The 14,524-nt window shown below is 70.0% G+C and carries 10 protein-coding genes and 1 tRNA gene; 4 read left to right on the plus strand and 7 right to left on the minus strand.

Going from position 1 to position 14,524, the window contains the following annotated elements:
- Window positions 1-86 precede the first annotated feature (86 nt).
- Both ACRSBM_RS32330 and ACRSBM_RS32335 read right to left on the minus strand, forming a co-directional pair.
- Window positions 87-809 carry a GntR family transcriptional regulator gene (locus ACRSBM_RS32330; RefSeq protein WP_434449214.1) on the minus strand — a complete coding sequence of 241 codons (723 nt, stop codon included), beginning with the start codon at window positions 807-809 and terminating at the stop codon, window positions 87-89.
- A gap of 128 nt (window positions 810-937) precedes the next feature.
- Window positions 938-3,439: a tetratricopeptide repeat protein gene (locus ACRSBM_RS32335; RefSeq protein ID WP_434449216.1), complete on the minus strand. Its 2,502-nt coding sequence runs from the start codon at window positions 3,437-3,439 to the stop codon at window positions 938-940.
- A 138-nt stretch (window positions 3,440-3,577) separates the two neighbouring features.
- On the opposite strand from ACRSBM_RS32335, the gene ACRSBM_RS32340 reads away from it, so the two are divergent.
- The 4 genes from ACRSBM_RS32340 (at window position 3,578) to ACRSBM_RS32355 (ending at window position 6,376) form a co-directional block, all read left to right on the plus strand.
- A complete protein-coding gene (locus ACRSBM_RS32340) occupies window positions 3,578-4,018 on the plus strand; it encodes a hypothetical protein (RefSeq protein ID WP_434449218.1) in 441 nt (146 codons plus the stop codon).
- A 56-nt stretch (window positions 4,019-4,074) separates the two neighbouring features.
- Complete coding sequence (locus ACRSBM_RS32345; protein WP_434449220.1) at window positions 4,075-4,956, plus strand: hypothetical protein; 882 nt, start codon at window positions 4,075-4,077, stop codon at window positions 4,954-4,956.
- A gap of 29 nt (window positions 4,957-4,985) precedes the next feature.
- The gene (locus ACRSBM_RS32350) at window positions 4,986-6,176 is read left to right on the plus strand and encodes an amidohydrolase (protein ID WP_434449222.1); all 1,191 of its coding nucleotides are present in this window, start codon (window positions 4,986-4,988) and stop codon (window positions 6,174-6,176) included.
- 126 nt (window positions 6,177-6,302) lie between these two features.
- Window positions 6,303-6,376: transfer RNA gene (locus ACRSBM_RS32355), tRNA-Lys, on the plus strand.
- A gap of 127 nt (window positions 6,377-6,503) precedes the next feature.
- On the opposite strand, the gene ACRSBM_RS32360 is transcribed toward ACRSBM_RS32355, so the two are convergent.
- The 5 genes from ACRSBM_RS32360 to ACRSBM_RS32380 form a co-directional block, all read right to left on the minus strand.
- On the minus strand, window positions 6,504-8,207 hold the full coding sequence (locus ACRSBM_RS32360) for an IS110 family transposase (RefSeq protein WP_434449225.1): 1,704 nt from the start codon (window positions 8,205-8,207) through the stop codon (window positions 6,504-6,506).
- Window positions 8,208-8,213: 6 nt separating this feature from the next.
- Window positions 8,214-8,411, minus strand: coding sequence for a hypothetical protein (locus tag ACRSBM_RS32365; RefSeq protein ID WP_434449228.1), 198 nt, complete (start codon window positions 8,409-8,411; stop codon window positions 8,214-8,216).
- A gap of 358 nt (window positions 8,412-8,769) precedes the next feature.
- A complete protein-coding gene (locus ACRSBM_RS32370; RefSeq protein ID WP_434449231.1) occupies window positions 8,770-12,273 on the minus strand; it encodes a S8 family serine peptidase in 3,504 nt (1,167 codons plus the stop codon).
- A 170-nt stretch (window positions 12,274-12,443) separates the two neighbouring features.
- Entirely contained in the window at window positions 12,444-13,643 is a 1,200-nt protein-coding gene (locus ACRSBM_RS32375; protein WP_434449234.1) for a SpoIIE family protein phosphatase, read from the minus strand.
- On the minus strand, window positions 13,640-14,392 hold the full coding sequence (locus ACRSBM_RS32380; protein ID WP_434453305.1) for an alpha/beta fold hydrolase: 753 nt from the start codon (window positions 14,390-14,392) through the stop codon (window positions 13,640-13,642). The genes ACRSBM_RS32375 and ACRSBM_RS32380 overlap by 4 nt, the downstream gene beginning before the upstream one ends.
- Window positions 14,393-14,524: the final 132 nt, after the last annotated feature.

Consider the following 14,524-nt stretch of genomic DNA (forward strand, 5'->3'; position numbering starts at 1 on the left):
GAGGCCGCGTACGCCTCGGAGCCCACGTCGTGGCGTCACGAGAGGCGGTGCGTCACCGTTTCGGTCGCACCGCGTGTGGGCGGGCCTTAGGAGCCCGGTGCGGGCTCGATGGTGTGCTCGAGGAAGAACTCGACGAGGTCGGGGCGCATGATGTCCCACTGCGCCTCGGCGAGCCTGCCGTCGGCCAGCCAGGTCAGCCGGCGCAGGCGGATCACCGCCTGCCCCTCGGGGACGCGCAGCCGTGCCGCGGTGGCGGCGTCGAGCGCGATCGGGTCGATGTAGATTCGGGACTTGGCCGCTGGAATGCCGATGCGGGCGAAGTAGTCGTGTGCCGTCAGGTGGCTGAGGTCCTCCTCTTGCAGTCGTGGTGCCAGGGCGAACGGGATGACGGAGTGCTCGACGGCGATCACCTGGTCGTCGACGTCGAACTTCAACCGCCGCAGTTGGTGCACGGGCGCGTCGTCGGCCACGCCCGGCATCTCCAGACCCGCGTCGCGGGCCTGGACCACCGTCGCCGACTCGACCACGTGCCTGCCCTGGATCTTGGGCCCTGGCAGCGCCGTGTTGACCAGGCGCAGCAGGTTCTCCTGCCGCGCTCCCTCGGTGACGAAGGTGCCCCGCCGCCGGTGCCGCTCCGCCAGCCCGGCCTGCGCCAGCTCGGTCAGCACGCGCTGCGCGGTCGCGCGACCGACCGAGTACAGCTGCTGGAGCTCGGCCTCGGTCGGAAGCCGGCTGCCGGAGGGAAGTGCGCCAGAACGGATCCGCTGCTCGAATTCGTTGCGGATTCGCAGGTACGCCGGGACTGCCATGCCGGGAAATGTAGCTCCGGCCAATTGACCGGTCAATAACCGTTTTTTGCGGTCAATTGACCACGTAACCGTGCGGTCTCCGACGGTCACCGCGCACTGACGTTCAAGAAATGGCGTCCGGCGGCGGGCTACCGGAGTTCGGCGAGGACCGAGCGGATCTCCTCCGCCTCGGGCGCCCCCAGGCTCGCGTAAAGCTCCGCCGCCTGCTCGTAGTGCTCGCGGGACCGCAGTGCCCGGCCCAGTCCCGCGTGGGCGCGCGCCTGCTGTTCGACGTCGCCGAGCTCGGTCGCGAGGCTCAGCGCCGCGGTGTGGTGGACGGCGGCGCCCGCGTCCGGGGTGGCCTCGCCCAGGCCGTTGAGCACGTACAGCTCGCCGGTCCGCTCGCCGGTGTCCCGGAACAGCGACAGCGCTCGGGTGTACTCCCGCACCGCGCGGTCGTGGTCGCCCTGACGCGTGAACAGCAGGCCGAGTCCCTGCACGCACCACGCCTCGCCGGCGACGCTGCCGCTGTGCCGGTAGAAGCCCAGGGTCCGGCTCAGGTGGCCGAGCGCGGAGTCGTAGCGGCCGAGCTCGATCTCGACCGACGCGAGGCCGTCGATCGCCCAGGCCTCGCCGTCGGCGTCACCCAGGCCGGCGAACAGCTTCTGGGCGAGCTGCAGGTGTTCGGCGGCCTCCAGGTTGAGGCCGAGGCGTTCCTCCACCGCGCCGAGGTTGACCAGGGTCGTCGCCTCCATCACCCGGTCGTCGACGTTCCGGCTCAGCTCCAGCGCCTCGCGGTAGCGGTCGGCGGCGTCGCGGAAGCGGCCGAGCCTCGTGTCGGTCACGCCGAGGTTGATCAACGTGCGCAGCTCGCTGTCGCGGTCGCCGGTGGTGTGCAGCAGGTCCGCGGCCTCCTTGAGGGCCTGGGCGGCCTCCTCCGCTCTGCCCAGCTCCAGCGAGGCCGCCGCCACGTTGTTGAGCACGCCCGCCAGCGACGCCGGATCGCCCAGTTCTCGTGCGGCGGTGAGCGCGTGGGTGTTCATCACCAGTGCGGTCCTCGAACGGCCGCTGTTGAGGTACCGGAACACCGTCATCGCCAGCCGCACGGCGTGCAGCGGATCGCCGACGGCGGCGGACGTGACGAGCACCGGGTGTTCCACGTCGAGCCACGCGAGCGCCGCGTCCGGGTCGGCGAACGCGGGCATCGGGGTCGTGACGGCGCCGACGCGCGGCCGGCGATGGGCGTCCGCCGGGTAGCGCAGGTCCATGGCGCGCGCGGCCGTCGCCAGGAGGTACTCGGACAACCGGGTGCGCGCGGCCTGCCGTGCCGACGGCGGGTCCTCGTCGGCCGCGCGTTCGGCGGCGTAGTCGCGCACCAGATCGTGGCTCGAGTACCGTCCCGCCGCGCGCTGCAGGAGGTGGTCGCGGCGCAGGTCCTCCAGCACCGCGCGGGTCGTCTCGAGGTCGAGGCCGGCCAGCGCCGCCGCGCCGTGCTCGTCGAACTCGCCGGTCGGGTGCAACGCCACCCGCCGCAGCATCCGGCGCCGGTCGTCGGGCAGGCGCTGGTAGGAGGCGTCGAGGGCGAGCAGGACGCCGTTGTCGAGCCGGTGCGACCGTTGCCGGTCGTCGAGGCGGTCGGCGTGGTCGGTGAGCGTCCAGCCGTCCACCGCCCGGATGTGACCGACGATGAGGCTCAGCGCGAGCGGCAGGAAACCGCAGCTCCTGGCGATGCGCGCGACCGCGTCCCGGTCGCTGCCCAGCGGCAGGTCACCGACCGCGTCCCGCACGAACGCCACCGCCTCCGCCGCGGTGAACACGGCGACCTCGATCCTGGTGGCCGGCAACCGGGTCAGGCTGCGTCTGCTCGTGATGATCGCGACGCTGCCCGGCGCCTCGGGCAGCAGCGGACGCACCTGCTCCTCGTCGGCGGCGTTGTCGAGCACCACCAGCGCGCCCGCGGCCCGTTCGCGGTAGGCGGCGACCAGTGCGGGCAGGTCGTGCGGCATCTCGGTGCCGGGCACGCCGAGCAGCCGCAGGAACCCGTCCAGCACCGCGCCCGGCGCCGCGGGGGGCTGGTCGGGGTCGAACCCGCGCAGGTCCACGAACAGGACCTGCGAATACGTGCCTTCCCGCGCCAGCAGCGCCGCCGCGCGCAGGGCGAGCCGGGTCTTGCCCACCCCGGCCATGCCTTCTAGGGCGGAGATCACGACCGCGCCGCCGGACGACGCCTCGCGCAGCACGGCGAGCTCGGCCTCCCGCCCGACAAAACCCGGTCCCTCGTCCGGCAGTTCGTCGTGCACCCGCACCTGGGCGGCCATCACGGTCTCGCCGGTCACCGCCCGCAGCGCCTGCCGCCACTGCGCCACGTAGCCCTGGTCGGCGTGCAGCGCCTGCACGATCCCGATGACCAGGTCCGCGTTGAGGCGCTTGCGGCCGGACCGGAAGCAGTCGACGACCGTCGTCTTGCGCGCCATCTCGGACTCGGGCCGCCCGCCGCGCGCCCAGTCGGCGTTGATCCTCGCCGTGATCCGCTCGTAGGAGGGGCCACCGGCCCACACCTTCAGCAGTCGCAGCCGTTCCACCAGGTCGTCGAGGGTGACGGCCTGACCGGGGTCCGGCAGCCCGGCCGGTGCGGAAGTGGAACGTGCCATGGGCCTCCAACCTAGCGGGGAGCGCGTACGGCCGTTCGGATTCGGTCGGATTCCACTCCGCGGCGCGGCCGGCCCGGCAGCGTCTGTCCCGCCGGAGGGGCGCGGGTCGCCTCTCCAGACCAAGAGGGGACGCAACACATGAAGAAGATCGCATCGGTGCTGGCCGCGGTGGGGGTCGCCGCGGTGACGCTCGTGGTGTCGGAGGGCGCGGCGAACGCGGCCTGTACGTACGACAACGCCTGTATGTACTCCGCCGCGAACTACACGGGCCTCAAGCGCGACGACGGCTCCAGCAGGCCGAACTGGGGCGCGGTCACGTATGCCGGCTCGAGCATCGCGCTGTACCGGGGTGACGGCTCCCAGCAGAACGTCAGCTCCATGGAGAACCGGGACGAGAACTCGTACATCGCCGTCCACTACAACTCGAACTACCGCGGCCCGTGCTTCCGCATCCGGCCGAACGGACGCGTGGCGAACTTCCAGAACATCCCGCTGTCCGGCGGTGGCGACGCCAACGACCGGATGAACTCGCACAAGTTCAACCCGACCACCTGCCAGACCGGCACCATCTACGGCTGACCGGCAGCGGCGGCCCCGTCACCGGCGGGGCCGCCGCCTCATCTCGGGGGACTTCCGTGAAACGAGCACACGCACTCTTGCTGGTCGCCGCCGCCGTGGCCGGGGTGGCCGGCACCATCGCCCTGACCGGCGAGGACCACCCGTCCAGCGCGGCACCTCAGGTGGCCGAGGTGCGGCCGGTGCGCTCGGCGAAGGACATCGTCCTGCCGCTCGACCGCTACCAGCACTCGCCCGCCGACCTGACCACGATCGACCGGGCGGCCGCCGAGCTGGCACGGCGGTGCCTGCGCGAGTTCGGCCAGACGTGGGCGGCGCCCGACCCGGTCCCGGTCCCGGAGAGCACGGGCTCCACCCGCTACGGCGTCATGGACCTCGCCGAGGTGTCCCGGCTGGGCTACCACCCGCCCGAGAGCGACGAACCGGAGCCCCAGGAGGGCCCGGAGCCGTCACCCGAAGCGAAGATGATCTACACGGGCAAGGGCATGACGTCCATCGGCGGCAAGCAGATCCCGGACGGCGGCTGCCTCGGCAAGGCGCGCCGCGAACTGGAACGGGGCGTGCCCGCGGCGATCCCCGCCGCCGAACTCGTCCAGCTCGACCAGACGACGTTCGAACAGGCGCAACAGGACGACCGGATGCGGCAGGCGATGGCGAGCTGGCGCGGGTGCATGGCCGAGTCCGGCTTCGACTACACCGACGTCTGGGCCGCGAACAACGACGTCCGGTGGGAGTCCGACACCCCGGCCCAGGTCGAGATCGACACGGCCAAGGCCGACGTCACCTGCCGCGAGCGCACCAGGCTGGCCGACACCTGGCTGGCGGTGGAGACGGCGTACCAGCGCCGGGCGATCGAGGAGCGGGCCGCGGGGTTCGAGGCGCTCGACCGGGGCAAGAAGATCCGCCTGGACAACGCGGCCAAGGTGCTCGCGTCCGGCTGACCTTCTGGCGGTGGTGGCAGGATCGGGCCATGACCGACCTGCACGCGCTCTACCGCGACCTGCACCAGCACCCCGAACTGTCCCTGCGGGAGTTCCGCACGGCCGGAGTGCTGGCGGAAGCGTTGCGGCCGTTGGGCTACGAGGTCACGACCGAGGTCGGCGGCACCGGCGTGGTGGGCGTGCTGCGCAACGGCGACGGCCCGGTCGTGATGCTCCGGGCCGACATCGACGCGCTGCCCGTGCGGGAGGCGACGGGCCTGCCGTACGAGTCGACCGCCCGCGCCACCAACGCCCAGGGCGAGGAGGTGCCGGTCGCCCACGCGTGCGGGCACGACATGCACGCCACGTGCCTGATCGGGGCGGCTGCTCGGCTGACGCAGACCCGCGAGGAGTGGAAGGGCACACTCCTCGTGGTCTTCCAGCCCGCCGAGGAACTGGGCTGTGGCGCGCGCAACATGATCTCCGACGGTTTGTTCGACCGGTTCGGCAAACCGGAGGTCGTGCTGGCCCAGCACGTCACGCCGCTGCCCGCCGGGATGATCGCGCACGGCAGCGGTCCGGTGATGGCGGCGTCCGACTCGGTGCACGTCACGTTGTTCGGGCGGGGCGGGCACGGGTCCTCGCCGGAGACCGCCATCGACCCGGTGCTGATGGCGGCACATGTCGTCGTGCGGCTGCAGGGCATCGTCGCGCGCGAGATAGCGCCCAGCGAACGTGCGGTTGTCACGGTGGGACGGTTGCAGGCCGGCACCAAGGAGAACGTCATCCCCGAGACCGCCGAGCTCGGAATCAACATCCGGGCGTTCGACGACCACATCCGCGGCATCCTCCGCGGCTCCATCGAACGGATCGTCCGCGCGGAGGCGCAGGCGTCCGGAGCTCCGCGCGAGCCCGAGTTCGACTGTTACGACGGCATGCCGGTGCTGGTGTCCGATCCGGACGCGACCACGAGGACGATGGCCGCGTTCGCCGGGCACTTCGGACAGGAGAACCTGATTCCCGGCGCGGTGGTCAACGCCAGCGAGGACGTGGGCGACTTCGGCGCGGCGGCCGGGATCCCGACGGTGTTCTGGTTCCTCGGCGGCACCGACTTCAGCGCCCGCGCACCCGGCGCGGCCGTGGCGATGAACCACTCCCCCGAGTTCGCGCCGGACATCGAGCCGACGCTGACGACCGGAGTGGACGCGCTGGTCGTCGCCGCACGGACGTGGCTCGGCTGACGGGTGGCTTGGGCCTGCGGCGTGCGCCGTGACGAGTCCATCGGGTGACCCCGCGTGGAAACCCGTTGGAACCCCTGTGCTAACGTTCTTCACGTCGGAACGAGCACTGCTCCGGCACACAAACAGGCGCCGCTAGCTCAGTTGGTTAGAGCAGCTGACTCTTAATCAGCGGGTCCGGGGTTCGAGTCCCTGGCGGCGTACTCCAGAGAAGCAGGTAGAGATTCGTCTCTACCTGCTTCTTTGCTTTTCCCGTGTCCATCCGAATTCTCCGTTTCATCGTTGTGGATCATGGTTTGCGAGCCCGAGGACATCCCTGGGATTAAGGGATCACGCCGCAGCGGCGTGGTGGGCCCAGGCAGTGGTCTCGTCGTAGATGGTTCGGCTGGCGAGGCAGCCGTGGAGAATGCCGACGAGGCGGTTGGCGAGGTGGCGCAGGGCGGCGTCGTGTGGCACGCCGCGGGCGCGTTGACGGTGGTAGCAGGCACGTGCGCCGGGTGAGGTACTCAGTGCGCTCATCGCTTGGCGCATGAGTGAGTCGACCAGTCTGGTGTTGCGCACGTACCGGCAGTTGACGGTGGTTTTGCGGCCGGAGGCGATGGTGACCGGGCTGGTGCCGGCGTAGTCATTGCGGGCTTTCGCGCCGGCATAGCGGGTGCGGTCGTCGCCGAACTCGCCGAGCGCCCTGGCGCTCAGGGTCTCGCCCATGCCTGGCTGGGACAGGTAGATCTCCGCGTCCGCGTGCTTGCGCAAGCGTTTGACCATCTCGTTCTCGACGGTGGTGATCTCCGCGACGAGCACGGCGATCACCGCCACCAGCGACTTCACCGTCACGGCGTACGCGCGCTGCAGAGCCGCTGGCACGCGCAACTGCTCGGAGTGCAGAGCCTCGTGAATCGTCTCCGCTCGCTCTTCGATCTTTCGCCTGCCTGCACGCTGGAGCGCCGCGACAATCTGCTCCCGCGGAAGCTTGGCCGCGGCGTCTGGGTCCGAAGCGCGCTTGAGCAACTCGAGCACGTCGGCGGCGGCAAGGTCCTCGCCGAACGCGACCAGCGCGGCCGGGTAGAAATCCCGCAGTTGCGCCCGCAGCCGGGCGACCTGGCGCTGACGATCCCAGATCAACGTCTGATGCGTGCGAGCAAGCGACTTGATCGCCTCAGACAAGTCGCTGTCACCTGCTACAGGACGTAACTGGTGGGAGCCGGTCCGCACCATGTCCGCCAACGCATGCGCGTCCGCAGCATCGCTCTTCGCACCCGGCAAGACAAACCACTCGCGAAACCGGCCGGTTTGACGCGGGTTGACCGCGAACACCCGATACTCCGCCGCGACGAGCGCTGTCACCCACGGGCCTCGATCAGCCTCGATGTCGAATCCGGATCGGCGCTGCGAGATCGCAGCGGTGAAATCGGACAGCGGCGACTTCATGACCCCGCACTCCTCGTAGTGCACGGGCACGGTGGTGCGCGGCGCGAGCGTCTCGATCAGGTCAGCGCCCTGTCCGCCGTCCATGGTGAGCAGCACACCGAGCACCTTGGTGCCGCCGGGGTGCACGACCGCGAGGTCGATGCCGTCGAAGCGGTCGCGGATCTGGCGCAGCGCGGGATGCACCAGGGTGTCGCCGCTGAGGTAGATCCGGAGCGGCGACACCCGCCGCCTCGCGGTACTCGAGCATCGTGCCCATGACGGGAGGAGCCAGGCGCTCAGCGGCCCGAGCGCGTGCTTGCCCGGCAGCGAGGTGACCGTCAGCTTCGCCGCCCCGCTGGACAACGTCACGGTCTCCCACGTGCGCAACGGCGCGGCTTCGCGGAACCCCCCTGCGGTGCGGGCGCTGGCCGCGTGCGGAGTGGTGAGCACCGGCAGGTCGCGCGCGAGCTCCCGGCTCGCCACCCGGTCGAAGTGGTCGCCGTGCAGGTGGGACAGCAGCACGGCGTCCAGCTCGGGCAGATCGGTGATCTCGATCGGACTACGCTCAGCTGCTACGGGGCTGCTGCGACACCCCGGCGGGAAGGACTTCCACCTCCCTTGGTTCACGCCGCTTCACGGCGCACCAGCACCTCGTGGCGCACCCCCACTTCCGGCCCAGCCGATCGACAACACCGGCCCGACCGCAGCAAACGCAGCCTTCCCGTAGTCACCTGCCAGCAGCGGCTTCACAACGTTGAGCGCCAACGTCACGACGCTCACGAAGAGCGTGAACCGCGCCAGCCACCAGCCCTGCATCTGCTCTGCCGACAAGAGACTGAACTCCCGGACCGGCTGGGAACTGACCTCGACAGGACGCGGTCCGTGTGTCCTCGGTGGACACTTATGCAGGCGACAGCGTGGATGCGGCGGGTCTCACCGGGGCGCAGGACTGCACTGCGGGAAGAGCCCACAATACCGGTGTTGTTACTGGACCGGAGATTGGTCACGTGGCCCGACCGCGGGTGATACCGACGGCGGACAGCTGATCGGTCTGCGATCGGCGCGAGTCGCTTGCCTTGGCGTCAGCCAGTTGCGCAGCGGACGACTACGGCCGCCACCGGTGTCCGTTGGTGCAGCGGCGAACCGCGGCGGGCGAAGTCGTTGGTACGCCCGCCCGCCGCGGAACTGCTCAGCGGAACTGCGCCCGCACCGAATTCCTCGCCACCTCGAGATCGCTGTCGACGAGGCGGGCGACGATCGTCCGGCTTCCTCGGCCGTAGGCGGAGGTGTCGAACGTGAACCGCCAGTCGGTCAGGCCCTCCGCACGATTCCACCTGTCCGGCGCAGGTGTCTGGTTGCGCTCGACGACCTGCCACTCCACGCGCGCTCTGGCGGTCACGATGAACTCGCTGACAGCCACCGCGGACGCGGTGCGGTCCATCGCGGCCCGCGCGTACACGGTGTGCTTGCCCGGTGCCAGGGCGCCGAGCGGCGCGGTCCACGTGCCCGACTGGCCGTCCAGCGTCGCCGTGACCGGCGAGCTGAAGTCCGGGTCGTCCACCGAGATCTCGACGCGCCGCTGGACCGGATGGTCACCAGCGCCGGTGGGATTGGTGTCCGGGGCGGGGAAGGCGTAGCCGCCGCCGGCGACCACCTTCGTCCCTTCGGTCACCGACGAGCCTGCCGCGGGCTCGGTGATCGTCACGCCGAACTCCATACCGGTGGGCGGGAGTGCGGCTGGGCTGACACGGATCTTCGACGCGTGCGCGCCTTCGAAGCCGAACGCCCACGATCGCGCACCCAGCAACTGGACCTGGACCGTGAGCTGTTCCCCGGTGAAAGCATGCCTTGTTGTCTGGAACGAGAACACGTACTTCGTCCAGCACGCCTCCCCAAGTGCGGCGCACACCGCTCCGCCCGGTCCGCTGCCCACCACCGGCTGGATCGGTCCGACGCCGGAGCCGATCTCGCGGTCGGTCGCCATCAGCACACCGGTCGGCCGGATCGCGGACGGGGTCTCACCCGCCAGGTGCAGTTCGACCTCCACCCTGGAACCCTTCGGCAACGGTGCCGCCAACGGACCGGTCGACGGGAAGATTCCCAGCGGCCGGTAGGCTGCGGCCACGCTGGTCACCCTGGACTCGAAACACGGTTCCAGGTCGCCGGGCCGATCCACGTCGTCCAGGTACTGCTCGTTGTCGGTGGTGCCACATGCCGGGCCCGGCTCCGCGACGTTGTCCCTGCGGTGCAGGAAGAACGTCAGCGGATTGTCGTTGCCCAACGCCTGCACGGGCGCCGAGGGTGCCACCTTCCGCAGCGCGGCCAACGCGCCCTCCACAGTGGACACCTCGGCCTTGGTGATCGCGGTGCCGGTCGCGGCCGTGTCGGACTTGCCGTCACCGTCGCGGTCATAACCGCCGTACACCGAGTCCCGCACGGCTCGATCGAGCGCGAAGAACTCGTCCTCGAACGAGCGCTCCGGCATGGTGGACCGGCCCAGCAGCACCTCCACCGCGCGCCGCGCGCTTTCCGGCGTGGCCGCGCCGTAGCCCTCGAACAGGACGTTCGACTCCCCCGCGTACGGCGCGGTGAGCGGGTACGGGAACGCCGACGGCGCGTTCTTGGTGTTGAGCGGGAAGGCGTTCTTCAGCACCGCCTCGCGCAACTCCGCGCGGGTCAGTTTGCCGTCGGAGAGCTGGTCGCTGTTCGCCACGGGCAAGCCCTGTGCGACGACCTGGCCCGGCTTCTGGCCGGCCTGGCCGTCTCCGACGGCGCGCCGAACCTCGGTCAGCACGGTGCCGAAAACGCCCGCGGTGTACGGGGTCGCGGCGGATGTGCCGCCGAAGGCGCACTGTCCGACGGTGCCGGTGCGGCACGCCGACGGCAGGTTGCCGTCACCCCACGACGACAGGTGTACGGGAATGCCGTCGCCGACGACTGCGCGCTGGTTGTCCCGGCGCAGGGCGCCCACCGTGATGTTCCAGTCCGGGCCGGACTGGTCCGAGCCGTAGGTGCTGACCGGCACGTCGAAGGCGTTGCCGACACCGTTGCCCGCGGCGAACAGCGTGGTCTGCCCGCGCTCGGCCGCCGCCTTGGTCTCCTGGTTCGGCCCGACGACCGGGCCCAGGGGCAGACCGCCGACGTAGCCGAAGCTGTTGGAGCTGACGTCCACCCATGGCAGCGCCGCGGCGGGCGCCTCGTCCAGCGCTTCCACCACCACGAGCAGACACGTCGGGCAGTAGCCGTAGCGGTTGCCGACCGAGACCGACGCGGAGCCGCTGCCGTGGCCGTTGTCGTCGAGGATCGGATGCGGGTCGTCGCCGGAGGTGACCCCCGTCGAGCCGCCCGCGTCCAGCGCGCCGATGATCTTGGTTCCGGGGATCCAGTGCATCTTGCCCGGTTTGACCGTGGTGTTGCCGTCCCACAGCGGCTTGTCCTCGGCCGGAAGGTATCCCTTGCCGTGGGTGATCGGGAGACTCGTGGCGTCGGCCGGATAGCCGGGGATGTACTCGGCGGGGTGCCGGGTGAAGTTCCTGGTCAGCGCCAGCACGTCCGGATCGGGATAGGTGTCCGCGGAGAACTCCAGGTGGTAGGGGTTGATGCCGGTGTCGTTGATCGCGACGACGGTGATCGGGGTGGTCTGCTGCGGCAGCCGTGCCGGGTCGGCGACGACGACCGACGTGGTCTGCCTGCGCTCCAGTCCTGCCCCGTCGACGGCCTTGACCGTGACCAGGCGCCTCCCTTCGGGGAGCGTGAGCTTCGGCTCAACGCCCTGGACGTCCAGCACGCCGTCGGAGTCGGTGTCCCATCCGGTCGTCACCGGTTGGGTGCCACCGGAGACCGTGGCGCGGACCTGCTGCTCCTGACCGATCGAGAACATGTACGGACCACCCGCCGACACCGCGGGCCGCGGGTCGCGCTGCTGCGCACCGGTCACCACCACGGTCACCGTGTCGGCGACGGAGGCGAACTTGTCGACGACGACCGTCCATTGGCCGGCGTCGATCCGGCCTGCCACGCCCGTGCTCTCGCTCGTTCCGGGCACACCGCCACCGCTGCCGGCCCGCTGGCTGCCATCGGGACCGAGCAGGCGGAGGTCGTAGTCGTTGACGCCAGCCGTCCACGACACGGTGACCTGAAGATCGGTGAGGTCTACCGGCGCTGCGAAGGGGAACTCGAGCGAGTCACTGCTGAGCGCGCCAGGAGTGACATCCTCCGCAGTCGTGTCGAGCAGCGTGAGGCTCTTGGTCGACCGGATCGCGACCTTGACGGTGTCGGTGGCGGTGACACCGTTCGAATCGGAGACCTTCAGCGACACCTCGTGGTCACCCTCGGGCAGGCCGGTGGTGTCGAGCTGGGCGGTCGGCGCGTCACCACCCTCCACGGTCCCGGAGGCCGCGGCCCACTGGAACGTGTACGGAGCCGCGCCGCCGTAGCCGGAACCGAGAAGCGTCGCCTTCTCCCCAGGAGCGACCAGCGGTGTGTCACCGGCGTCGGCCACCAACCCACGCGGCTGGGGCGTGCCGCCGCCGAGCGACGCCCTGCCCGCGACCTCGACGCGGCCGGACAACGGCCCGTCGACTACACCGTCCCACACCCCTTGGCCGTTCACGGTCGTGATCGTGAGTGAGCCGGCAGCCGCTGCCGCCGGCACGCCTGAGGCCACCAACGCCATCAGGACCAGAGGGACCATCACAGCCGATCTCGATCTCAAAGCCGCCTCCTCCGCATCATGTGCGGACCTGTAACGACTGACACGGAGTAGCGGTTACGCCCGATAGGCTTATGACTATTTAGTGTGAAAAGCGGGGCGTCGGAAACTCACAGTCAGAGGTAGGCAGAAACCTCACCCATTCGGGTCGCTCAACGGGGCCCGAAAGCGAGTACGGCTATGTCATCCGACTGCCCGTCGCTCCACTCGCGGACCACCGCGGTCGCTGTGGCGACGACCGTCGCCGCATCGGAGCCGGTCGACGTCGCCACGGTTTCGATTAGCTGTTCCTCACCGAACTGTGTCCCGTCCGCGCGACGTGCCTCGGTCAGACCGTCCGTGTAGAGCATCAGGACATCGCCCTTGCCCAGAACCGTGGTCGCGGCGACGAACCGCGCACGCGGCAGGATGCCGACGAGTTGCCCTCCTGGCGTCCGCACCTGCTCGACCTCTCCGGTGGCGCGGATCACCAGCGGGGGCGGGTGCCCGCCGCTCGCGAGGATGATCCGGAACCCGTCTGCTTCACGCTCGAGCAGTCCGAAGACAACCGTGCAGAACCGCGTGGTCGGCTGGTACTCCTGCAACAGCACTTCGTTCAAGGTGGTGAGCACGCCGAGCACGTCGGTGTCGTGGACGGCGGCGGCGCGGATGGTGTAGCGGGTGAGCGACGTCAGCACCGCAGCCTCGGGTCCCTTGCCGCACACGTCACCGAGGAAGAACCCCCACCGCTGGGTCCCGATCGGGAACAGATCGTAGAAGTCACCGCCGATCTCGTCGCGCGAAGCGGCGTGGTAGGCCGCTGCGACGTCCAGGCCCCGCACCTTCGGCAGCACCGGTGGCAACAACGTGCGTTGCAGTGTCGTGTTCAGTCGCTGCAGGCGTTCCCGGTCGCGCTCGGCCTCCCTGCGTGCGCGAAGAAGTTCTTGTTCGTAAGCACGACGTTCCTGCGCGTCGAACACCGTGACCCGGACGAACGCGGGACGCCCCTCCGACGTCGTCTTGACCGTCGCGGTCACGAGTACCGGCAGACGCCGGCCGTCCGCTGCGACCACGTCGAAGGCGATTTCGCGCGCGCAGCCGTGCATCCGCAGCATCGGGGCGTAGTGCGTCTCGTGATAGAGCTTTCCACCCGCGGTGAGCAGATCGGTGAAGTGCTTGCTTCCGACGAGTTCTTCGCGTTTGTACCCCAACCAGCTCGACAGCGTGGCGTTGACTCGAATGATCCGACCGTCCACCAAGGTCGACAGGTAGCCGCACGGCGCGTCGTCGTAGAGGTCTTCGACGCTGTCCTCCGGAAACGCGTCGAAGTACGCGGTCGCCTCCCCCGAATCGTCGTGGCCGGTCACCGTCATGGCCTCTGCGACTGTGCCGCCAGAAAGCCGTCGATCGCCGCGACGGTCGCCTCCGGCGCGCTCAGGTGCGGGCAGTGCCCCGTCGCGTCCAGGACCATCAGTTCGCTGTCCGGGATCGCACGGTGCACGAACTCTCCCACCTCCTGAGCGGCGATGACATCGTCGCGGCACTGCAGCACGAGGGTCGGAACGGTGATGTTCGGAAGGTCGGCACGGTTGTCGGACAGGAAGGTGACACGTGCGAAGTGCCGCGCGATGTCGGGATCGGTGCGGCAGAAGCTCTCCACGAGCTCGTTCCCGAGCTCCGGCCGGTCCGGGTTGCCCATGATCGCCGGAGCCATCGCGGCCGACCAGCCGAGGTAGTTGCTGTCGAGCGAGTCCAGCAGCTCATCGATGTCGGCTGCGCTGAACCCGCCGCGGTAGCCGTCGTCGTCGACGTACCGCGGCGACGGTCCCACCATGACAAGACTCGAGAACCGCTCCGGTTCCTCGAGCACAGCGAGCGCGCCGATCATCGCGCTCACCGAATGCCCGACGAACACCACGTCCCGCAGGTCCAGGTCGGCGCAGATCTCCAGGACGTCGGCGGCGTATCCACGCAGCGTGGCGTACCGGTCCGGCCGCCACGCCGTCAGGTCCGAACGCCCAGCTCCGACGTGGTCGAACAGCACGATCATGTGGCTGTCCGCGAACGCGGGGACCACCGTCCGCCACATGTTCTGATCACAGCCGAAGCCGTGCGCGAACATTATCGGGCGGCCGTCGCGTCGACCGGTGACCACCACGTGGTTCCTGCTGCGTACATCCACAACTACGGAGTATCACATCGGCAACGCGCAGGCTCATACCCGCACGAAGCGGACGCCTGTCAGCCGAACCCC

It is taken from the genome of Lentzea xerophila (genome assembly GCF_051094245.1).
In the GTDB taxonomy this organism is placed as follows: Bacteria; Actinomycetota; Actinomycetes; order Mycobacteriales; family Pseudonocardiaceae; genus Lentzea; species Lentzea xerophila.